The organism is Pelomicrobium sp. P1 (assembly GCF_052805615.1).
Genome location: NZ_JBRBEM010000003.1, coordinates 47,688 through 68,440 on the forward strand (window position 1 = coordinate 47,688; position 20,753 = coordinate 68,440).

The window sequence follows — 20,753 nt, forward strand, 5'->3', positions numbered from 1 at the left end:
CATATAATTTTCCTGCGAGAGGTCAAGCGATGACGGAAATCTCCCTCTACCGGGAGCGCCGGGAGCGGCTCGCCCGCCACCTGGGGCGGGGCGTCGCCGTGGTGCCCACGGCGCCGGAGCGGCTGCGCAACCGGGACACGCAATACCCTTACCGCTACGACAGCTACTTCTATTACCTCACCGGCTTCACCGAGCCCGAGGCGGTGCTGGTGCTCGTTGCCGGGGACGCGCCCCGGTCCATCCTCTTCTGCCGGGAGAAAGATCCGGAGAAGGAGGTTTGGGACGGGTTCCGCTACGGGCCCGAGGGGGCCCGGGAAGCCTTCGGCTTCGACGAGGCGCGCCCCATCGGCGGGCTGGACGCGGCGATGGAGGAATTGCTGGCGGATCGGCCGGCCCTGTTCTACCCCATCGGCCAGGACCCGGCGTGGGACGCCCGGGCGGTGGGCTGGGTGAACGCGGTGCGGGCGAAGGCACGCAGCGGTGTGGCCGCTCCCTCCGAGCTCAAGGACGTGCGCGCGATCCTGGACGAGATGCGGCTCGTCAAGGACGCCCACGAGCTTTCCCTCATGCGCCGGGCGGCCCGCATCTCGGCCGCCGCCCACCGGCGCGCCATGGGCTTCGTGCGCCCGGGGCTGAACGAGTACCAGGTGGAAGCGGAGCTGCTGCACGAGTTCCGCCGCCAGGGCGCCCAGACGCCGGCCTATCCCCCTATCGTGGCCGGCGGGGCCAACGCCTGCGTGCTGCACTACGTGGCCAACTGCGCGCCCCTCAAGGACGGGGACCTGCTGCTGATCGACGCCGGCTGCGAGCTCGACGGTTATGCCTCCGACATCACGCGGACGTTTCCGGTGAACGGGCGCTTCAGCGGCGCCCAGCGGGACGTGTACCAGTTGGTACTGGCCGCCCAGGCGGCCGCCATCGCCGCGGTGAAGCCGGGCAACCGCTGGGACGCGCCCCACCGGGCGGCCCTGGAGGTGCTGGCCCAGGGGCTGATCGATCTCAAGCTGCTCGCCGGCTCCCGCGACGAGGTGCTGGAGAAGGAAGCCTACCGGCGCTTCTACATGCACCGCACCGGCCACTGGCTGGGGCTAGACGTGCACGACGCCGGCGACTACAAGCGGGAAGGCGAATGGCGGCCCCTCGTGCCGGGCATGACCTTGACCGTGGAGCCCGGCTGCTACATCCGCCCCGCCGACGACGTGCCCCAGGCCTTCTGGAACATCGGTGTGCGCATCGAGGACGACGTGGCGGTGACGGCCGAAGGGTGCGAGGTGCTCACCCGGGATGCTCCCAAGACCGTCGCCGAGATCGAGGCGCTGATGGCCCGCCCGGCGGCGGCCTGAATCGGGCTGGGGTTTCCGCTCCGTGGACGCGCTCCTCTCCTCTTCCGCCCCGCCTTCGGTGGACGTGGCGGTGCTGGGCGCGGGGCCGGTGGGCGCCGCCCTGGCCCTGGCCCTGGCGCGGCGCGGCCTCTCGGTCGTGACCCTGGACACCCGGGGTCTGGAGGAGGCGCAGCAGGACCCCCGGGTCCTCGCCCTGTCCCACGGCAGCCGGCTGCTCCTGGAGCGGCTGTACGTCTGGCCCCTCTTGCGGGAGGTTTCCCCCATCCGGGTGGTGCACGTGTCGGAACAGGGCGCCTGGCCCCGGGTCGAGCTGACTGGCGCCGAGGCCGGTGTGCCCGTCCTGGGCTACACCGTGGAATACGGGCGGCTCATGGCGGCCCTCGCCGAACGCCTGCAAGCCACTCGCGCCCTCCTCTACCTGCCCGGCGTCGGCGAGCCCCGGATCGAGGCCTGTCACGACGGCGTGGCGGTGGGGTTCCGCCACCGGGACGAGCCGAGAGCGTTCCGGGCGCGGTTGCTCGCGGTGGCGGACGGGGGCGCCACGGCCAGGCGGCTGGGTTTCGAAATCGCGAGCCGGGACTACCGTCAGTCCGCCCTCACGGCGCGGGTGCGGGCGGACAGCGCTCCTTCGGGCGTGGCCTTCGAGCGCTTCACCCCGGAAGGCCCGGTGGCTCTACTGCCCTGCGTGAACGATTACGCCCTGATCTGGACCACTGGGCCCGAACGAGCGGCAGCGCTGGCGGCGCTCGCGCCGGACGCCTTCTGCGCCGCGCTTCAGGAAGGCTTTGGCCACCGCCTGGGACGCTTCCGGACGGTGGAAGGCCGCGCGGTCTTTCCCCTGGTCCTGCGCCGGGCGCGGGACATCGTGGGTCCGCGCACCGTGCTGGTGGGCAACGCCGCCCACACCTTGCATCCCGTGGCGGGCCAGGGTCTCAACCTGGGGTTGCGGGATGCGTGGGAACTGGCCGAGCACCTGGCGCAAGCGCCCCGCGACGAAATCGGCGACCCCGCCCATCTCCACCGCTACCGGCGGAGGCGCTCGCTGGACGTGGGGGCGGGTGTAGCTTTTACCGACACTCTGGTGCGCGTGTATTCCAACGCCAACCTGCTGATGCGCTGGGGTCGCACTGCGGGACTGGCGGGGCTCGGTCTCCTGCCGCCGGCGAGACGGTTTCTTGCCCGGCGCATGATCTTCGGCCCGCGAGCGCTGTAGCTTTTTCTGTAGAAGCGATTTTTCCACGGAACTTTTCCTCGCCTTGCGATCCGGCTACAATCTTTGCCTTTCCCCTGACAGCTCGCATTTCCGCTTCGCGGATCCGCGGGTCGCCGAACGAGTGCGCCGGCACAGGCGCCAGTCCCGGGGGAGGGAGTTCGCCCATGATCAACGAAAACGAAATCGATCGCATTGTGCGCCGCGCGATCGAAAGATATTTCAAGGACCTGGACGGAGAGAAGCCCTGCGGTATCTATGACATGGTCATTCGTTGCGTAGAGAAACCCCTCATCGAGACGGTGCTGCGCCATTCGGAGGGCAACCAGACCCGGGCCGCCGAATTCCTGGGATTGAACCGCAACACCCTGCGCAAGAAGATGAAAGCCTACCGCCTCAAGTAGCGGGCGCCGCCGCATCCCTTTCTCCCCGCGCCGGCCGCCCACCATTCCTCAGCCAAGGCGTTCCATGACTATCATCAAACAGGCGCTCATCAGCGTTTCCGACAAGACGGGCCTCGCGGAGCTAGCCCGGGGCCTCGCCCGCTTCCAGGTGCGCATCCTCTCCACCGGCGGCACGGCCAGGCTTCTGGCGGAGACGGGCATCCCGGTCACCGCCGTGGAGGACTACACGGGCTTCCCCGAGATGCTGGACGGGCGGGTGAAAACCCTGCACCCGAAGATCCACGCCGGCATCCTGGCACGGCGCGACCTGGAGGAGCACATGAAAGCGCTGGCGGCCACGGGGATAGCCCCCATCGACCTGGTGGTGGTCAACCTCTACCCCTTTTCCGGCACCGTGGCGCGCCCCGGCTGCACCCTGGAGGAGGCGATCGAGAACATCGACATCGGCGGCCCTTCCATGGTGCGCGGGGCGGCGAAGAACTTCCAGCACGTGGCGGTGGTGACCGATCCGGCGGACTACCCGGCCATCTTGGCGGAAATGGAATCGAGCGGCGGGGCCCTCGGCCTGGAGACCCGCTACCGGCTTGCCCGCAAGGCCTTTTCCCACACCGCCGCCTATGACGCCGCCATCAGCAACTATCTGACGGCCACCCACCTGGACGGCACCCGGGACGACTTTCCCGGCCAGCTCAACTTGTGCGTCGAGAAGGTGCAGGACCTGCGCTACGGGGAAAACCCCCACCAGCGGGCGGCGTTCTACCGGGAGCTCAGGGTGCCTGAGGGCGCCCTGGCGGGCTACCGCCAGGTGCAGGGCAAGGAGCTCTCCTACAACAACATCGCCGATGCCGATGCGGCGTGGGAGTGCGTGAAGACCTTCGACGAGCCGGCCTGCGTGATCGTCAAGCACGCGAATCCCTGCGGGGTGGCGGTGGCCGCGACGCCGGCGGAGGCCTACGCCAAAGCCTTCGCTACCGATCCCACCTCCGCCTTCGGCGGTATCATCGCCTTCAACCGGGCGATCGACCGGGCCGCGGCGGAGGCCGTGACCCAGCAGTTCGTGGAAGTGGTGATCGCCGCCGACGCCGAACCCGCCGCCCTGGAGATCTTCCGCGCCAAGAGCGGCATCCGGGTGCTCCTCGCGCCTTCCGGCGGCGAGCACGACGCCCTGGATCTCAAGCGGGTGGGTGGCGGGCTGCTCGTGCAATCGCCGGACGTCCTCAACGTCACCCCGGCCCAGCTCAAGACCGTGACCCGCCGGCAGCCCACGGAACGGCAACTCAAGGACCTGCTGTTCGCCTGGCGGGTGGCCAAGTACGTCAAGTCCAACGCCATCGTGTTCGCGGGCGGCGGGCGCACCCTGGGGGTGGGCGCAGGGCAGATGAGCCGGGTGGACAGCGCCCGCATCGCCGCCATCAAGGCCCAGAACGCCGGGCTTTCCCTGGCCGGCTCGGTGGTGGCCTCCGACGCCTTCTTCCCCTTCCGCGACGGTGTGGACGTGGTGGCCGACGCCGGGGCCGCCGCCGTCATCCAGCCGGGCGGCAGCCTGCGGGACGAGGAGGTGATCGCCGCTGCCGACGAACGGGGCCTCGCCATGGTGTTCACCGGCGTGCGGCATTTCCGCCATTGAGCTTCAGGATTGCACGATGAAGATCCTGGTGGTCGGCGGCGGCGCGCGGGAGCATGCCCTGGCGTGGAAGCTCGCCCGCTCTCCCCGTAATCCCAAGGTGTTCGTGGCGCCGGGCAACGCGGGCACGGCCTTGGAGGAAGGGGTCGAGAACGTAGCCTTGACCCGCATTCCCGAGCTGGCGGACTTCGCCCGGCGGGAAGAGGTCGCCCTCACGGTGGTGGGACCCGAGGCGCCCCTCGCCGAAGGCATCGTGGACGCCTTCCGGGCCGAGGGGCTCAAGATCTTCGGTCCCACCCGCCGCGCCGCCCAGCTCGAAAGCTCCAAGGAATTCGCCAAGAGCTTCATGGCCCGCCATGGCATTCCCACCGCCGGCTACCAGGCGTTCACGGACGCGGATACCGCCCACGCCTACATCGAGCGCCACGGCGCGCCCCTGGTGGTGAAGGCGGACGGGCTGGCGGCGGGCAAGGGCGTGGTGGTGGCCCTGAGCGCCCAGGAGGCCCATGCCGCGGTGGACGCCTGGCTGCGGGACCATCGGCTGGGAGAGGCCGGCCACCGGGTGATCATCGAAGACTTCCTGGAGGGCGAGGAGGCGAGCTTCATCGTCATGGCGGACGGCAAGAACGTGCTGCCCCTGGCCGCTAGCCAGGACCACAAGCGTCTCCTGGACGGTGATCGGGGGCCGAACACCGGAGGCATGGGCGCCTACTCCCCCGCACCGGTGGTGACCCCCCAGGTCCATGCCCGCATCATGCGGGAGGTGATCCAGCCGGCGGTCCAGGGCATGGCGGCGGAGGGCGAGCCCTACGTGGGCTTTCTCTACGCCGGCCTCATGATCGGCCCGAGCGGTCAGGTCAAGGTGCTGGAGTTCAATTGCCGGCTGGGCGACCCGGAAGCGCAGTCGGTCCTGTTCCGGCTCAAGACCGACCTGGTGACCCTGCTGGAGCACGGGGTCCAGGGCACCCTGGACCAGGCGGAGGCCGAGTGGGATCGCCGCGCCGCCCTGGGCGTGGTCCTGGCCGCTCCAGGCTATCCCGACAATCCCCGCAAGGGAGACCCCATCACCGGGATTCTTGCGCCGGAGCCCGATTTCCACGTGTTCCATGCCGGCACGGCGATGAAGGACGGCGCCCTGGTGACCGCCGGCGGGCGGGTGCTCACCGTGACCGCCCTGGGGGACAACATCGAGCTCGCCCAGCGCCGGGCGTATCAGGTCGCGGAGCAAATCCGCTTTCCCGGCGTGCAAATGCGCCGGGACATCGGCCACCGGGCGATCCGTCCCCGCACCGCGGGGGCGAGGCGCGGCTGAGCCGTGCGCCGCCTTTCGCACGACCCAAGCGGATGAAGCCGCCGGATCAGGTTCCATGGAGCTCGAAGCGGTCAAAGGGTTTTTGACTTCCCTCCAGGAGGAGATCGTCTCCGCCCTGGAGGCGGTGGACGGGGAGCGGTTCCGGCGCGACCTGTGGGAGCGCCCCGATGGCGGCGGGGGCGATACCCGGGTGATGGAGGAGGGGCGGGTATTCGAACGGGGCGGGGTGGCCTTCTCCCACGTCCATGGTTCGGGGCTGCCGCCCTCCGCGAGCGAGCGCCGGCCGGAGCTGACGGGCCGCACCTTCCAGGCCATGGGCCTCTCCCTGGTGCTGCACCCGCGCAACCCGTACGTGCCTACCGTGCACATGAACACGCGCTTTTTCTGCGCCCAGGGTCCCATCGGGCCGGATGCGAGTGCCGAGCCTGTCTGGTGGTTCGGCGGCGGCATGGATTTGACGCCCTACTACGGTTTCGAGGAGGACGCCCGGCATTTCCACGCCACCTGCCGCAAGGCCCTCGCCCCTTTCGGTTCCGAGTACTACCCCCGGTTCAAGCGCTGGTGCGATGAGTATTTTTACCTCCGGCACCGGGGCGAGCCGCGGGGCGTCGGCGGGATTTTTTTCGACGACTTGAACGAGGGAGGCTTCGAGCGCTGCTTCGCCCTCGTGAAAAGCGTGGGCGGCCATTTTCTCGAAGCCTATCTGCCCATCGTGGAGCGCCGCCGGGGGCTTCCCTACGGGGAGCGGGAGCGGGACTTCCAGGCGTACCGGCGCGGGCGCTACGTGGAGTTCAACCTGGTCTACGACCGGGGCACCTTGTTCGGGCTCCAGTCCGGCGGCCGCACCGAGTCCATCCTCATGTCCCTGCCGCCCGTAGTGCGTTGGCGCTACGCCTGGCAGCCTTCGCCGGGCACGCCGGAGGCCCGGCTCTACGAGGAATTCCTCAAGCCCAGGGAATGGATCTAGCCTCCATGCCGAAGAGCAACCGCATCATCGTCACCGTGACCGGTGAGGACCGGGTCGGGATCATCGCCGCCGTCGCCACCATCCTGGCCGAGGCGAACGCCAACATCCTGGACATCTCCCAAACCACCCTCCAGGAGTTCTTCGCCATGATCATGATGGTGGACCTTTCCCAGGCGAACGTGCCCCTGGAGGAGATCAAGCGGCGCCTGACGGCCAAAGGGGAGGAGATGGGTCTGCGCATCGACGCCCAGCACGAGGACGTGTTCAAGTACATGCACCGCATTTGAGGCGCTCCCGGAGACATTGCGGCCATGACGCGCTTTTCCGCTCAGGAGATCATCGAGACCATCCGCATGGTGCAGATGGAAAATCTCGACATTCGCACCATCACCCTGGGCATTTCGCTGCGCGACTGCGCCCATCCGGATCTGGACACCCTGGGCCGCCGGGCCTACGACAAGATCTGTCGGGTGGCCGGCCGGCTCACGGCGGTGGCCCAGGCCATCGAGCAGGAGTACGGCATTCCCATCGTCCACAAGCGGGTGGCGGTCACCCCCGTGGCGCTGGTCGCGGAGGCGAGCGGCACCGGGGACTACCCTCGCATCGCCCGCTACCTGGACCGGGCCGCGGCGGAGGTGGGGGTCAATTTCCTGGGCGGCTATTCGGCCCTGGTGCAGAAGGGCGCGACCCCGGGGGATATGGCCCTCATCCGCTCCATCCCCGAGGCCCTGGCCACCACGGAGCGCGTCTGCGCCTCGGTGAACGTGGCCTCCACTCGCGCCGGCATCAACATGGACGCCGTGGCCTGGATGGGCGAAGTCATCGCCGAGACGGCCCGCGCGACGCGCGACCGCGACGGGATCGGCTGCGCCAAGCTGGTCACCTTCTGCAACGCCGTGGACGACAATCCCTTCATGGCCGGCGCCTTCCACGGCATCGGCGAGCCGGACGGGGTCGTCAACGTGGGCGTTTCCGGCCCCGGCGTGGTGCTCTCCGCGGTGCAGAAGGAGCCCGGCGCCGATTTCGGCGAGCTGGCCGGCATCATCAAGCGCACCGCGTTCAAGGTGACGCGCATGGGAGAGCTGGTGGGGCGGGCCGCCTCCGAGCGGCTGGGACTGCCCTTCGGTGTGGTGGACCTATCCCTCGCCCCTACGCCCGCCGCCGGCGACAGTGTGGCGCGCATTCTGGAGGCGATGGGATTAGAGCGGGTGGGCGCCCACGGCTCCACCGCGGCGCTGGCCCTGCTCAACGACGCGGTGAAGAAGGGCGGCGCCATGGCCTCGGGCTACGTGGGCGGGCTCTCGGGGGCCTTCATTCCCGTGTCGGAGGACGCAGGCATGATGGAGGCGGCGGCCCTGGGGAGCGTCACCTTCGACAAGCTGGAAGCCATGACCAGCGTGTGCTCCGTGGGGCTGGACATGATCGCCGTCCCCGGCGATACGCCTCCCGAGACTCTGGCCGCCATCATCGCCGACGAGGCGGCCATCGGCATGATCAACCGCAAGACCACCGCGGTGCGCCTGATCCCCGTGCCGGGCAAGGGCGTGGGCGATCGGGTGGAGTTCGGGGGCTTGCTGGGACGCGCCCCGGTGATGGCGGTCCATACCCTCTCGAGCCGGGCCTTCGTGCGGCGCGGCGGGCGCATTCCTGCGCCGTTGCAAGCGTTGAACAACTGAACCCGTCTCGATGCGGCCGTTTCAGTCATAGGAGGCAAGGGGATGGCCATGGCTGCGCAGGCGGCCCACCGGGCCCACTGGTCCAACCGCTGGGCCTTCGTGCTGGCCACCGCCGGCTCGGCGATCGGTCTCGGCAACATCTGGAAGTTTCCCTACATGACGGGGGAAAACGGGGGAGGCGCCTTCGTCCTCGTCTACCTGGCCTGCATCGTCCTGGTGGGGCTCCCGGTGATGATGACCGAAATCATGCTGGGACGGCGGGCCCAGCGCAACCCGGTGGCCGCCATGGAGCGGCTGGCGCGGGAGGCGGGCGCTCCCCGGGCCTGGAAGCTGGTGGGTATCCTGGGCGTCTTCACCGGGGCGGTGATCCTGTCCTTTTACAGCGTAGTGGCCGGCTGGATGTTGGACTACTTGATCCGCGCAGGGGCGGGACGCTTCCACGGCATGGGCCCGGAGGAGGCCAAAGCGGGGTTCGGGGCCTTGCTGGCGAGCCCCTACGAGCTCGCCCTGTGGCATATCGTCTTCATGTTTCTCACCATGGGGGTGGTGGCCTATGGGGTCACCCGGGGCTTGGAGCGGGCGACCAAGATCATGATGCCGGCCCTCGCCGCGATCCTCCTGGTGCTGGTGGGCTACGGGCTCGCGCGGGGCGACATGGCGGGCGCCGCCGCCTTCCTGTTCGATCCGGATTTCTCCCGCATCTCCCCCCAGGTGGTGCTGGCGGCCATGGGCCAGGCGTTCTTCAGCCTGAGCCTGGGCATGGGGGCGGTTATGGTCTACGGGTCGTACCTGCAGCGTCACATCTCCATTGTCCGGGTATCGGTGTACGTCGCCACCGCCGATACCGCCTTCGCCTTGCTCGCAGGGCTGGCGGTCTTCTCCATCGTCTTCGCCCACGGGATGGCGCCCGCGGCGGGACCGGGTCTCGTCATGCAGACGCTGCCCATCACCTTCGGCGCCATGCCCGGCGGCTCGGTGCTGGGCACCCTGTTCTTCCTACTGGTGGTCTTCGCCGCCTGGACCTCGGCCATCTCCATCGCCGAGCCGGGAGTCGCCTGGATGGTGGAGAACCTGCGCCTCGCGCGCGGGCGGGCGTGCACAGTCTTCGGCGTCGTGGTGTGGCTCGCGGGCGTGGCGGCGCTTCTTTCCTTCAACGTATGGGAAGGGCTCAGGATCTTCGGGCTCTCGATCTTCGACGCCCTCGACTACCTGGCCTCCAACATTCTCCTGCCTCTGGGCGGGCTCGCCATCGTGGTCTTCGGCGCCTGGGTGATGCGACACACCCATGCCCGCGAGGAGCTGGACCTCAACGAGGGCTGGTTCAAGGCCTGGCGCCTCGCAGCCAGGTATCTGGCGCCGGTGGCGATCGGGCTGGTATTTCTCAATCTGACAGGCCTGCTGCCTGGATCTTGAGGGACGGGTAAAACTTCATTCACCCAGGTAAGCGTGGCGCACCTGGGGATTGCCGAGCAGCTCCGCGCCGGGCCCGGACAAGGTGATGAGACCGCTTTCCATCACGTAGCCCCGGTCGGCGAGCTCCAAGGCGAGGCGGGCGTTCTGCTCCACCAGCAGGAGGGTGACGCCTTCCCGGGAGATTTCCCGGATCACCTCGAAGATCCGCTGCACCATGAGGGGGGCGAGGCCCATGCTGGGCTCGTCCAGGAGCAGGAGCTTGGGGCGGCTCATGAGGGCCCGGCCGATGGCGAGCATCTGCTGCTCGCCGCCGGAGAGGGTGCCGGCGGTCTGGCGCCGGCGCTCCTTGAGGCGGGGAAAGAGCCCGTAGACCCGCTCCAGGTCCTGCTGAATGCCCGGGCCGTCGCTGCGGGCGTAGGCGCCCAGCTCCAGGTTCTCTTCCACCGTGAGCTTGCCGAACACCTGGCGCCCTTCGGGCACGAGGGCGAGCCCTTCCCGCACCAGCTCGAAGGAAGGCTTGCCCGTCACCGGCCTGCCCAGGTAGCGGATTTCCCCCGCGGCGGGCGGGATCATGCCGGCTAGGGCCTTGAGGGTGGTGGTCTTGCCCGCCCCGTTGGCGCCGATCAGCGCCACCAGCTCCCGCTCCCGGATCGAGAGATCGATGCCTTTCACCGCCAGGATCTGGCCGTAGGCCACTTTGAGGCCGCGCACCTCCAGCACGTTCACGCCAGGCTCCCGCCCAGGTAGGCCTCGATCACCGCTGGGTCCGCCCGCACCTCGGCGGGCGTGCCTTCGGCGATCTTCTTGCCGTAGTCCAGGACCGCTACCCGGTCGCACAGGCCCATCACCAGCTTGATGTCGTGCTCGATCAAGAGCAGGGTGACGCCGTCGCGGCGGATGCGTTCCAACAGGGAGCGCAGCTCCGCCGTTTCGGTGGCGTTCATGCCCGCCGCCGGCTCGTCCAGGGCGAGGAGCCGGGGCTCCAGGGCCAAGGCGCGGGCGATTTCCAGCTTGCGCTGGTCCCCGTAGGGGAGGTTGCGGGCCAGGTTGTTGGCGTGGTGCTCGATGCCCACGTAGCGAAGGAGCGCGAGGGCCCGCGCGTGGATGTCGGCTTCTTCCCGCCGGGTGGCCCGGTCCCGCAGCACCGCCCCCAGGACCCCAGCGCGGGAGCGGGCGTGCCGGCCCACCATGACGTTCTCCAGCGCGGTCATGTTGGCGAACAGGCGGATGTTCTGGAAGGTGCGAGCGATGCCGGCGGCGGCCACCCGGTGAGGCGTGCCCACGTCCAGGGGCTTGCCCTCGAAGTGGATCTCCCCGGCGTCTGGCGTGTAGAAGCCGGTGAGCACGTTGAAGAAGGTGGTCTTGCCGGCGCCGTTGGGGCCGATCAGCCCGTAGATCTCGCCGCGCTGCACGGTGAGGGAGACACCCGAGAGGGCCTCCAGGCCGCCGAAGCGTTTGGTGATGCCCCGGGCCTCGAGCAGCGCGGTCATTCGGCGGCGGTGGCGAGCTCGCGTTTGCGGATCTTCGACGGCCACAGACCCGCCGGGCGGAACAGCATCATGAGCACCAGGGCGAGGCCGAACATGAGCATGCGCAGGTCGGACGGGTCCACTAACACCTGCCCGAACCAAGCCTGCTGCAGGGGGCCCACGTAGCGCAGGGCCTCGGGCAGCGCCGTAAGCAGCGCCGCCCCCAGCACCACCCCGCCCACGTTGCCCATGCCGCCCAGCACCACCATGCACAGCACCATGATGGAGTCGAGCAGGGTGAAGCTCTCGGGGCTGATGAACCCCTGGAAGGAGGCGAACAGGCCCCCGGCCACGCCGCCGAAGGTTGCCCCCATGGCGAAGGCGAGGAGCTTTACGTCGCGGGTGTTGATACCCATGGCCTTGGCCGCCTGCTCGTCCTCCCGGATGGCGATCCAGGCCCGGCCGATGCGGGAGTCTTCCAGCCGCACCGAGATCACGATGGAAGCGAGCGCGCACAAGAGGAACACGTAGTAATAGCTGTGCACGGGAGAGAAGGTGAGGGGCCCCAGAGCGTAGGTCTTGCTCAGGGAGATGCCCCCCAGGGAAATGGGGTCGATGAGGGTGATGCCCAGGGGGCCGTTGGTGATGTTGACCGGCCGGTTCAGGTTGTTGAGGAAGATGCGGATGATTTCCCCGAACCCCAGGGTCACGATGGCGAGGTAATCGCCCCGCAGCCGCAGGGTGGGGGCTCCCAGCAGCACTCCGAACACCGCCGCGAGAAACGCTCCCAGGGGCAGCAGCACCAGGAAGGAGGCGTGGATGTCGAACTGGGGCGAGGCGAGGAGGGCGTAGCTGTAGGCGCCCACCGCGAAAAACGCGATGTAGCCGAGGTCCAGGAGCCCCGCGAACCCCACCACGATGTTGAGCCCCAGGGCGAGCATCACGTAGAGGAGCGCCACGTCCACGATGCGCACCCAGGTGCGCCCCAGGGTCGCGTCGACGAGGAAAGGCAGAACGGCGAGCGCCACGGCCACGCCGGTGAAGGCGAGCCGTTTGAGCCCCGGATGGTTTCCCGCGAGCACCGTCATGGCCCGTCCTTACGCCCGCTCGGAGACGGGCCCGCCGATCAAGCCCGAGGGGCGCAGCACCAGCACCAGCACCAGCACCAGGAAGGCGAAGACGTCCCGGTAGTTGCTGCCCAGCCAGCCGCCGGTGAGATCCCCGATGTAGCCCGAGGCGAGGGCCTCCACCACCCCCAGCAGCATGCCGCCCAGCATGGCCCCGTTCACCTTGCCGATGCCTCCCAGCACAGCGGCGGTGAAGGCTTTCAACCCCAGCATGAAGCCCATGAAGTAATGGCCGATGCCGTAATAAAGGATCACCATCAGCCCGGCGATGGCGGCCAAGCCCGAGCCCACCAGGAAGGTGAAGGCGATGATGCGGTTGACGTCGATGCCCATGAGCCCGGCCACGTCCCGGTTCTGCTCGGTGGCCCGCATCGCCTTGCCGATCCTGGTGCGCTTGATGAACCAGGCGAGGGCCGCCATCAGAGCGCAGGCGAGCAGGAAGATGAAGACCTGCAGGTCGGTGACGGTCGCCCCGGCGACGGTGTACATGGTGGGCTGGAGGATGGCCGGCAGCGCCAGATACTGCTTCGACCAGATGAGGGCGGCGCTGTACTGGAGCAGGATCGACATACCGATGGCGGTGATGAGGGGCGCCAGCCGCGGCGCGCGGCGCAGGGGCCGGTACGCCACCCGCTCGATGGACACGCCCAAGGTCATGCACACGACCATCGCCGCCCCCGCCGCCGCGAGGAGGATGAGGGGGGCGGGCACGGCGCTGCCCGCCAGGGCGGTGCACACGGTCCAGGCCACCAGCGCGCCCACCATGACGATGTCGCCGTGGGCGAAGTTGATGAGGCCGATGATCCCGTACACCATCGTGTAGCCCAGCGCCACGATGGCGTAGATGCTGCCGAGGATCAGGCCGTTGACGAGCTGCTGGAGAAAGACGTCCACGGTTAACCCGGATATTTCACGAAGACGCCCCTGGGATGGACCTAAGCCACATAGGATCAGCGCCTTGGTGTACGGAGAACGAAGGTGCGATTTGTCCAGTCGGGCTACTCGGGTCATGGCGGGGGCGGGGCGGCCATCTTGCACTTGCTGTCCTCGCCCGTGGGCTTCGCCATGGGCTTTGTCGGCTACGCGAAGCCTCTCTCGTCCGGCCCCGCGCCATCCCCCCGAGTTCCTCGTGAAATATCCGGGCAGGGCGCTCGCGGCACCCGAAGGGTGCCGCGATCTTAAGGGCGATTATTTCTGCACCGCCTGGGGCGGAGCCGGCGCCTCGGCCTGCTTTGCCGGCGCCGCCGCGGTGGGCGTTACTGTCTCGAGGGGCTCCCATTGGCCGTTCTTCACCACGTAGATGGTGATGGGGCCGTCCTTCAGGTCCCCTTTCTCGTCGAAGGCGATGGGGCCGATCACGCCCTGGTACTGGGTCTCGCCCACTTCGGGCAGGAACTTGGCCGGATCGGTGGAGCCAGCGCGCTTCATGGAATCGGCGAACACCATCACCGCGTCATAGGCCATGGGGGCGAAGAGTTCCACCTCCACGCCGAATTTCTGCTTGAAGCGCTCGAGGAACTCCTTGCCGCCCGGCATCTTGTCCTTGGGCAAGCCCGGGATGGAGGCCATGGCGCCTTCGGCCGCCTCGCCCGCGAGCTTGATGAAATTGGGGGTCTGCATGCCGTCGCCGCCCATGAATTTGGCGTTGATGCCCAGCTCGGCCATCTGCTTCTTCATCGGGCCCGCCTGGGGATCGATGCCGCCGAAGAACACGAGGTCCGGGTTCTTGCCCTTGATCCGGGTGAGAATGGCCTTGAAGTCGGTGTCCTTGTCGGTGGTGTGCTCCCGGGCCACGATCTCGGCGCCCAGGCTCTTGGCCGTCGCGGCGAAGGCGTCCGCCAGCCCCTGGCCGTAGGCAGTGGAGTCGTCGATCACCGCGATGCGCTTGGCGCCGAGCCTCTCCACCGCGAACCGGGCATCCACCGGTCCCTGCTGGTCGTCGTGGGCCACCACGCGGAAGGTGGTCTTGAAGCCCTGCAGGGTGTACTTGGGGTTGGTGGAGGAGGGGGAGATCTGGGGAATGCCGGCGTCGGAATAGATCTTGGAGGCGGGGATGGAGGCGCCGGAGTTGAAGTGCCCCACCACCGCCACGACGCCGGAATCCACCAGCTTCTGGGCCACCGTGGTGGCCTTGGTGGGGTTCGCCTCGTCGTCCTCGGCGATCAACTGGAATCTCACCTTCTTACCGCCGATCTCGACGCCCCGGGTGTTCAGGTCGTCAATGGCGAGCTGGGCGCCGTTCTTGATGTCCTGGCCGATGTGGGCCTGGGGCCCGGTGAGGGGCGCGGCCAGGCCGATCTTGACCACCACTTCCTGGGCGGCCTGGGGCGCGGGGGCCTGGGCCTGGGGAGGCGGCGCCTCCTCCTTCTTGCCGCAGGCGGCGAGGGTGAGGAGAGCGAAACCAAGGACCAACAGGCGCAGGGGATGGGCACGACTCATGGGGTTGCTCCTCGGGTTTTACGATTGAGGTCACCCGGCGGGACACCGGACCTTCAAAATCCGAGACTTAAGGATGGCTGATTATCGGGGCTCACCCGTAGGCTGTCAATTTGGCCGGTGACGGCCGGCCCAAAAACGAAAGCCGGCGCAGGCCGGCCTTCGTCAGGGGATGGAATGGCGCTTATTTGTGGGCGAGATACCACTCCACCATCTTTTTGATGTCCTCGTCTTTCAGGTGAGGATGGGGGGGCATGGGCACCTGGCCCCAGACGCCGGCGCCGCCCTTCTTCACCTTTTCCGAGAGCTTCGCCACGGCGTCCTTCTGGCCCCGATACTTGTTGGCGATTTCCTTCATCGAGGGCCCCACCAGCTTCTTGTCCTCGGCATGACAGGCGAGGCAACCGCTTTTCTGAGCGAGCTCCTTGGCCTCCTGGGCTTGGGCGAGACCCGCGGCCATCAAGCCGGCGGCGCCTAAGATACCGATCAACACGCTTTTCATCCGCTTCTCCTTTGTGCTCCCTGGGGTTGACGATCAGAACAACCGAATATTAGATGACTTTCTGCGGGTTGCAAACACGGCGCAACTCTTCCACCCGGGTGATGGCAGGCAAGCATTTAACGCCTTCGCACACCCAGGCGTTGACCGCTCCCATGACCGGGCGCCCCAGGGTGGGAGGAAGGTCGGGGTAATCACCGATGGATAGGGTTAGCCGGTGGGGGGCGTAGACCTCGTCCAGCACCGCCTGCCAACGGATGCGCTCGGCGGCTTCCCCCCGCAGGATCACCACGGTGGGCGGGGCGATGAGCTCCTCCATGGCACGCAGCAGAGTGGCGAAGGCGCTTGGCTGGCGTTTCATGGCGGGATAGAAGAGCGCCAAGGTCCGCTCCGCGGCTTCCAGATAGCGGTGCTCTCCCAGCAGGTGGCCGAGCCGGAGCAGGGCGAGGGCCGCCACCCCATTGCCGGAGGGGATCGCCTGGTCAGGGCCCGGCTTGGGCCGCAGGATCAGCCGCTCGTGGTCGTGGCTCACGAAGAAGAAGCCCCCGTCCTTGGGGTCTTCGAAGCGGGCGAGGAGGGTCTCCGCGAGATCCCGGGCGAAGGCGAGGTCCACGGGGCGGAACTCGGCCTGAAGAAGCTCCAGGAGCCCTTCAAGAAGGAAAGCGTAGTCGTCGAGATAGGCGTTGAGGTAGGACGTGCCGTCCTTGTGAGCGGCCAGCAGGCGCCCGTCGCGCCACTGGCGCGTGCGCAGGAAGTCGGCCGCCTGCCGGGCCGAGGCAATCCACTCGGGACGGCGGAATACCCGCCCGGCCCGGGCCATGCCCCGGATCATGAGGCCGTTCCAGCTCGTGAGGATCTTTTCGTCCCGGCCCGGGCGCACCCGGCGCTCCCGGTGGGCGAAGAGCTTCTTGCGGGCCGAGGCGAGGAGCTCCCGGCAGCGCTCCAAGGGCATTCCGGCCTGCTCGGCGACCAGCTTCAGGCTTTTGGCGACCCGGGGATGCCAGTGCTTGTTCTCGAAGTTGGGCGGCCGGTCGAAGCCGTAGTAGGGGGCCACCACGGCGTACTCTTCTTCGGTCAGGAGGGCGGCGACTTCGTTCCGGTCCCACACATAGAACTTGCCTTCCTCGTGCTCCGAGTCGGCGTCTAGGGTGGAATAGTAGCCCCCCTCGGGGGACTGCATCTCCCGCATCACCCAGGCGGCGGTGTCGGCCACCACCTGCTCGTAGAGGGGCTCCCTGGCGACCAGCCAGGCGTCGGCGTACAGGGCGAGCAGGGGCCCGTTGTCGTAGAGCATCTTCTCGAAGTGGGGGATGGTCCAGAACTGGTCTACGCTGTAGCGGCAGAAGCCGCCGCCTATCTGGTCATAGATGCCTCCCTCGGCCATGCGGGTGAGGGTGAGGCGCGCCATTTCCAGCCCTACCCCCGACCCTTCGGTGCCGTAGCGGGAAAGGCACAGCTCCAGCTCGGCCGGGTGAGGGAACTTGGGCGCCGTGCCGAAGCCCCCATGGACCTCGTCGAAGAGGGCGGCCAGCTCCCCGATGGCCCGGCGGGTGAGGGCGGGGTCGAACGCGGGGCGGCCGGCGGGAGAAGGGGGCAGGGTGCCGGCCAGGGCCTCAAGCAGGGCCGCGTTCTGCCGACGGATCTCTTCCTTCTGGGTGCGATAGACCTCCGCCACTCGGGGCAGGATGTCCTTGAAGCCGGGCAGGTTGTAGCGGGAGGTCTTGGGGAAGTAGGTCCCGGCGAAAAAGGGCGTGTGGTCGTCGGGCATGAGGAACACGGTGAGGGGCCAGCCGCCGGCACGGCCGGTGAGCATGGCGTGGGCGGTCTGGTAGATCTGGTCCAGGTCGGGGCGCTCCTCCCGGTCCACCTTGATGTTCACATAGTCGCGATTCATGAGCTCGGCCACTTCCGGGTCCTCGAAGGACTCGTGGGCCATCACGTGGCACCAGTGGCAGGCGGAATAGCCGATGGAGAGCAGAATGGGCTTGTCCTCGGCGCGGGCCCGCGCCAGGGCTTCCTCGCACCAGGGGTACCAATCCACCGGATTGTCGGCGTGCTGGCGAAGATAAGGGCTGGGACTTTGAGCGAGGCGGTTGGGCATGGCGGGAAATCCCGAAGAGATGTGCCCTCATTATCTCAGGAAGCGCCCCGAGGGACGAACCCGGGCGAATTACCGGGCGTTCTGGATCGCTTCCAGCGTGGCGCGATACTGGGACAGCCGGGGGCCGCCCAGGGAAACCGCGCGCTCCGCGGCGGTCAGGGCTTCGGCCTTCTTTCCTGACTCGACCAGCACCTGGGCCAGATTGTTCCAGGCGTCCGCCGACTGGGGGTAATCCAGGACGGCCTGCCGGTACGCCGCCTCCGCGCCGGCGAGATCGCCCCGGGTGTAGGCGGTGTTCCCCAGCCCGATCCGGGCGGTGAGGCTCCGGGGCCAGCGCTCGAGGGCGGTGGCGTAGGCCCGGCGGGCGGCGTCCGGATCCACCCGCTCCAGGGCCACCGCCGCCGCCACGTAGGTCCTCTCCTGGGCGGTGGCGGGCAGCCGCTGGGGGGGAAGGGCCACCATGGCCCAGTAGCCGCTTCGAGCCCAGGTGCGCTCGAAGCTACTCCACGACTGGACAAGCCGCCGGGTCACGCCGGAGCGGAGCACGATTTCCTGCGCCCCCTGGTCGTAGCCCACCACCACCGCGTAGTGCCAGACGGGCCAGAGATCGAGGGCCAGGTTCTGGAGCACCACCACCGGGTTGCCCGCCGCCACCTCCCGCAGCGCGTCTTCCAGCCGGGGTGCCAGGGGGTAGGCGATAAGCCCGTGGCGGCGGGTGGCCGCCAGCATTTCCGCCTGCAAGGACCCTTGCCGCGCGGGCAGGTACACCAGGGGCACGAGCGCCTCGGGGAAAGTGTCCACGCCAGCGTGAACCAGCACCGTGGCTAGAGCCGCGGGGCCGCACTGGTAGCGCTCCTGGGGATAGAAGGGCGCAGATTCGATTTCCGCCCGCTGGGGCAGGTCCGCCGGACGCTCTTTGACCAGAAGAGCGGTTTGGGGCCCCGCGCAGCCAGCGAGCAGGGCGAGGAGAAGGAGCATCGCCCCCGCCCGCAGGCGGGGGAGCGATTTGCCATGCAAGGTGCTACTTAATGGTGCGAGTGAAGGGGAAGACCTTGGTCCAGCCGAGAAGATCAGTAATCAGCAGGATGACGAAGATGACGAGGAGAGCGCCCACCACCGCGCCCACCCCGTCGCCGCCCGCCGGCAGCGCGTTCAAGCGCTCGGCCAGGGTCCGCGCCTCCTCGTCGCTCAAGGCCGCCACCCGGGCTTCCACCAGGGCGGCGTCGATACCCATTGCCTGAAGCTGGTCCCGGACCTCCTGCCGGTCAAGATAGCGCTGGATCTCGCTCCGCTGCGCGCTCGCCATCACTTCCTGGGTGCCCACTAGGCCCGCCTGGGCGGGCAAGGGCAGCCCCAGCCCCGCCGTGCAGACGATGAGGACGCTTGCGACGAACCGATTGAACTTGCGCATCATTTTGGACTCTCCCTGGAAAGCGCCGTTGGAGGGCGCGGTCTCGGCAGCATAGAAGAGCTCTCGGGAAGGCGTCAATCAATCCGTCACGGCGCCCCGGCTGGCGGAAGACACCAGCCTTGCGTATTTGGCCAGCACGCCCCGGGTATAGCGGGGCTTGGGGGGCTGCCAGGCTTGGCGGCGCCGCTCGAGCTCGTCGTCGGGCACGTTGAGTTGGACGAGCCGCTTCTCCGCGTCGATGGTGACGGAGTCGCCTTCTTTCACGAGGGCGATGGTGCCGCCCACCGCCGCCTCGGGCGCCACGTGGCCCACCACCATGCCCCAGGTGCCGCCGGAGAATCGCCCGTCGGTAATCAGTCCCACCGACTCGCCCAAGCCCGCCCCGATGAGGGCGGAGGTGGGGGAGAGCATCTCCCGCATGCCGGGTCCCCCCTTGGGCCCCTCGTAGCGGATCACGATCACGTCCCCCGGCCGGATCCTGCCGCCGACGATGGCGGCCATGGCCTCGGGCTCGGAATCGAAGACCCGGGCCGGGCCGGTGATGGAGGTTTTTTTGAGGCCGGTGATTTTGGCCACGCACCCCTCGGTGGCGAGATTTCCCTTGAGGATCGCAAGATGCCCCTGGGGATAGAGGGGGTTGTCGAAGGGCCGGATCACGTCCTGCCCCGTGGGCGGCCGGTCCGGCACGCCCTCCAGCAGCTCACCGAGGGTCTTGCCGGTGACGGTGAGGCAGTCGCCGTGCAGGAGCCCCGCGTTGAGCAGCATCTTCAGCACCTGGGGCACGCCGCCTGCCTGGTGGAACTGGGTCGTGACGTAGCGGCCGGAGGGCTTCAGGTCGCACAGCACCGGCACTTTCTGGCGCACCCGCTCGAAGTCGTCCAGGGTCCACTCCACCTCGGCTGCGTGGGCGATGGCGAGGAAGTGCAGCACCGCGTTGGTGGAGCCGCCCACCGCCATGATGAGGGCGACCGCGTTCTCGATCGATTCGCGGGTCACGATTTGCCGCGGCAGGATCTGCTTCTTGATCGCCTCCACCAGCACCCGGGCCGACTCGGCCACGCTGTCGGCCTTTTCGGGGTCGGGGTTGGCCATGGTGGAGGAGTAGGGCAGGCTCATGCCCAGGGCCTCGAAGGCGCTGGACATGGTGTTGGCCGTGTACATGCCCCCGCAGGCGCCGAAGGTGGGACAGGCGTTCTTCTCCACGCCGACGAAGTCCTCCTCTGACATCTTGCCGTGGGTGTAGGCGCCCACCGCTTCGAAGGCGGAGACGATGGTGAGATCCTGTCCCTTCCACTTGCCGGGCTTGATGGTGCCGCCGTAGCAATAGACGGCCGGCACGTTCATGCGCAGGATCGCCATCATGCCTCCCGGCATGTTCTTGTCGCAGGCGCCCAGCACCAGCACCCCGTCCATGAACTGGCTCTGCACCGCGGTCTCGATCGCGTCGGCGATCACCTCGCGGGAGACGAGCGAGTACTTCATGCCCTCGGTGCCCATGGAGATACCGTCGGTCACCGTGGGCACGCCGAACATCTGGGGCATGGCCCCCGCCTCCTTGAGCGCTGCCTCCGCCCGCAGCGCGAGCGGCTGCAGGCCGGCGTTGCACGGGTTCATGGTGCTATGGCCGTTGGCGATGCCCACGATGGGCTTGTCGAAGTCTTCGTCGCGGAAGCCCACGGCCCGGAGCATGGCCCGGTTGGGGCTGCGCTCGACACCTTGGGTGATGATTCGGCTGCGCAGATTGTTGGGCACGGTGCGGTC

19 protein-coding genes are annotated in these 20,753 nt (G+C 68.4%); 9 read left to right on the forward strand and 10 right to left on the reverse strand.

The genetic code is table 11. The annotated features are described in order from the left end of the window. Window positions 1–29: 29 nt before the first annotated feature. From ACUVYZ_RS03895 to ACUVYZ_RS03935, 9 genes are all read left to right on the forward strand, one after another. Window positions 30–1,343 carry an aminopeptidase P N-terminal domain-containing protein gene (locus ACUVYZ_RS03895; RefSeq protein WP_439935294.1) on the forward strand — a complete coding sequence of 438 codons (1,314 nt, stop codon included), beginning with the start codon at window positions 30–32 and terminating at the stop codon, window positions 1,341–1,343. 22 nt (window positions 1,344–1,365) lie between these two features. After that, window positions 1,366–2,556 (forward strand): FAD-dependent monooxygenase, encoded by a 1,191-nt coding sequence (locus tag ACUVYZ_RS03900; protein ID WP_439935293.1) that lies wholly within the window; start codon window positions 1,366–1,368, stop codon window positions 2,554–2,556. 164 nt (window positions 2,557–2,720) lie between these two features. After that, the gene (locus ACUVYZ_RS03905) at window positions 2,721–2,957 is read left to right on the forward strand and encodes a helix-turn-helix domain-containing protein (RefSeq protein WP_439935292.1); all 237 of its coding nucleotides are present in this window, start codon (window positions 2,721–2,723) and stop codon (window positions 2,955–2,957) included. A 70-nt stretch (window positions 2,958–3,027) separates the two neighbouring features. Continuing rightward, window positions 3,028–4,584: a bifunctional phosphoribosylaminoimidazolecarboxamide formyltransferase/IMP cyclohydrolase gene (purH, locus tag ACUVYZ_RS03910; protein ID WP_439935333.1), complete on the forward strand. Its 1,557-nt coding sequence runs from the start codon at window positions 3,028–3,030 to the stop codon at window positions 4,582–4,584. Between the two features lie 16 nt (window positions 4,585–4,600). Beyond that, a complete protein-coding gene (gene purD / locus ACUVYZ_RS03915; protein WP_439935291.1) occupies window positions 4,601–5,893 on the forward strand; it encodes a phosphoribosylamine--glycine ligase in 1,293 nt (430 codons plus the stop codon). A gap of 55 nt (window positions 5,894–5,948) precedes the next feature. Continuing rightward, the gene (hemF, locus tag ACUVYZ_RS03920; RefSeq protein WP_439935290.1) at window positions 5,949–6,860 is read left to right on the forward strand and encodes an oxygen-dependent coproporphyrinogen oxidase; all 912 of its coding nucleotides are present in this window, start codon (window positions 5,949–5,951) and stop codon (window positions 6,858–6,860) included. Between the two features lie 5 nt (window positions 6,861–6,865). Then, window positions 6,866–7,147 carry an ACT domain-containing protein gene (locus ACUVYZ_RS03925; RefSeq protein WP_439935289.1) on the forward strand — a complete coding sequence of 94 codons (282 nt, stop codon included), beginning with the start codon at window positions 6,866–6,868 and terminating at the stop codon, window positions 7,145–7,147. A 24-nt stretch (window positions 7,148–7,171) separates the two neighbouring features. Further along, entirely contained in the window at window positions 7,172–8,536 is a 1,365-nt protein-coding gene (locus ACUVYZ_RS03930; RefSeq protein ID WP_439935288.1) for a PFL family protein, read from the forward strand. A gap of 48 nt (window positions 8,537–8,584) precedes the next feature. After that, a complete protein-coding gene (locus tag ACUVYZ_RS03935) occupies window positions 8,585–9,949 on the forward strand; it encodes a sodium-dependent transporter (protein WP_439935332.1) in 1,365 nt (454 codons plus the stop codon). Between the two features lie 15 nt (window positions 9,950–9,964). Here the strand turns inward: ACUVYZ_RS03935 and ACUVYZ_RS03940 are convergent, their stop codons facing one another. The 10 genes from ACUVYZ_RS03940 to ilvD all read right to left on the reverse strand — a co-directional run bounded on the left by ACUVYZ_RS03940 (window position 9,965) and on the right by ilvD (window position 20,744). Then, window positions 9,965–10,675 carry an ABC transporter ATP-binding protein gene (locus tag ACUVYZ_RS03940; protein WP_439935287.1) on the reverse strand — a complete coding sequence of 237 codons (711 nt, stop codon included), beginning with the start codon at window positions 10,673–10,675 and terminating at the stop codon, window positions 9,965–9,967. Then, the gene (locus tag ACUVYZ_RS03945; protein WP_439935286.1) at window positions 10,672–11,439 is read right to left on the reverse strand and encodes an ABC transporter ATP-binding protein; all 768 of its coding nucleotides are present in this window, start codon (window positions 11,437–11,439) and stop codon (window positions 10,672–10,674) included. Before ACUVYZ_RS03945 ends, ACUVYZ_RS03940 begins: the two co-directional genes overlap by 4 nt. Continuing rightward, a complete protein-coding gene (locus ACUVYZ_RS03950) occupies window positions 11,436–12,506 on the reverse strand; it encodes an ABC transporter permease subunit (RefSeq protein WP_439935285.1) in 1,071 nt (356 codons plus the stop codon). Before ACUVYZ_RS03950 ends, ACUVYZ_RS03945 begins: the two co-directional genes overlap by 4 nt. Before the next feature lie 9 nt (window positions 12,507–12,515). After that, a complete protein-coding gene (locus ACUVYZ_RS03955) occupies window positions 12,516–13,439 on the reverse strand; it encodes a branched-chain amino acid ABC transporter permease (RefSeq protein WP_439935284.1) in 924 nt (307 codons plus the stop codon). A gap of 294 nt (window positions 13,440–13,733) precedes the next feature. Next, window positions 13,734–14,984 (reverse strand): branched-chain amino acid ABC transporter substrate-binding protein, encoded by a 1,251-nt coding sequence (locus ACUVYZ_RS03960; protein ID WP_439935283.1) that lies wholly within the window; start codon window positions 14,982–14,984, stop codon window positions 13,734–13,736. 181 nt (window positions 14,985–15,165) lie between these two features. Then, complete coding sequence (locus ACUVYZ_RS03965; RefSeq protein WP_439935282.1) at window positions 15,166–15,483, reverse strand: c-type cytochrome; 318 nt, start codon at window positions 15,481–15,483, stop codon at window positions 15,166–15,168. Window positions 15,484–15,532: 49 nt separating this feature from the next. Next, entirely contained in the window at window positions 15,533–17,581 is a 2,049-nt protein-coding gene (locus ACUVYZ_RS03970) for a thioredoxin domain-containing protein (RefSeq protein WP_439935281.1), read from the reverse strand. Window positions 17,582–17,650: 69 nt separating this feature from the next. Further along, a complete protein-coding gene (locus tag ACUVYZ_RS03975) occupies window positions 17,651–18,559 on the reverse strand; it encodes a PA2778 family cysteine peptidase (protein WP_439935280.1) in 909 nt (302 codons plus the stop codon). A 43-nt stretch (window positions 18,560–18,602) separates the two neighbouring features. Continuing rightward, the gene (locus tag ACUVYZ_RS03980; RefSeq protein WP_446033031.1) at window positions 18,603–18,995 is read right to left on the reverse strand and encodes a PA2779 family protein; all 393 of its coding nucleotides are present in this window, start codon (window positions 18,993–18,995) and stop codon (window positions 18,603–18,605) included. Window positions 18,996–19,070: 75 nt separating this feature from the next. Next, window positions 19,071–20,744, reverse strand: coding sequence for a dihydroxy-acid dehydratase (ilvD, locus tag ACUVYZ_RS03985; RefSeq protein WP_439935278.1), 1,674 nt, complete (start codon window positions 20,742–20,744; stop codon window positions 19,071–19,073). Window positions 20,745–20,753: the final 9 nt, after the last annotated feature.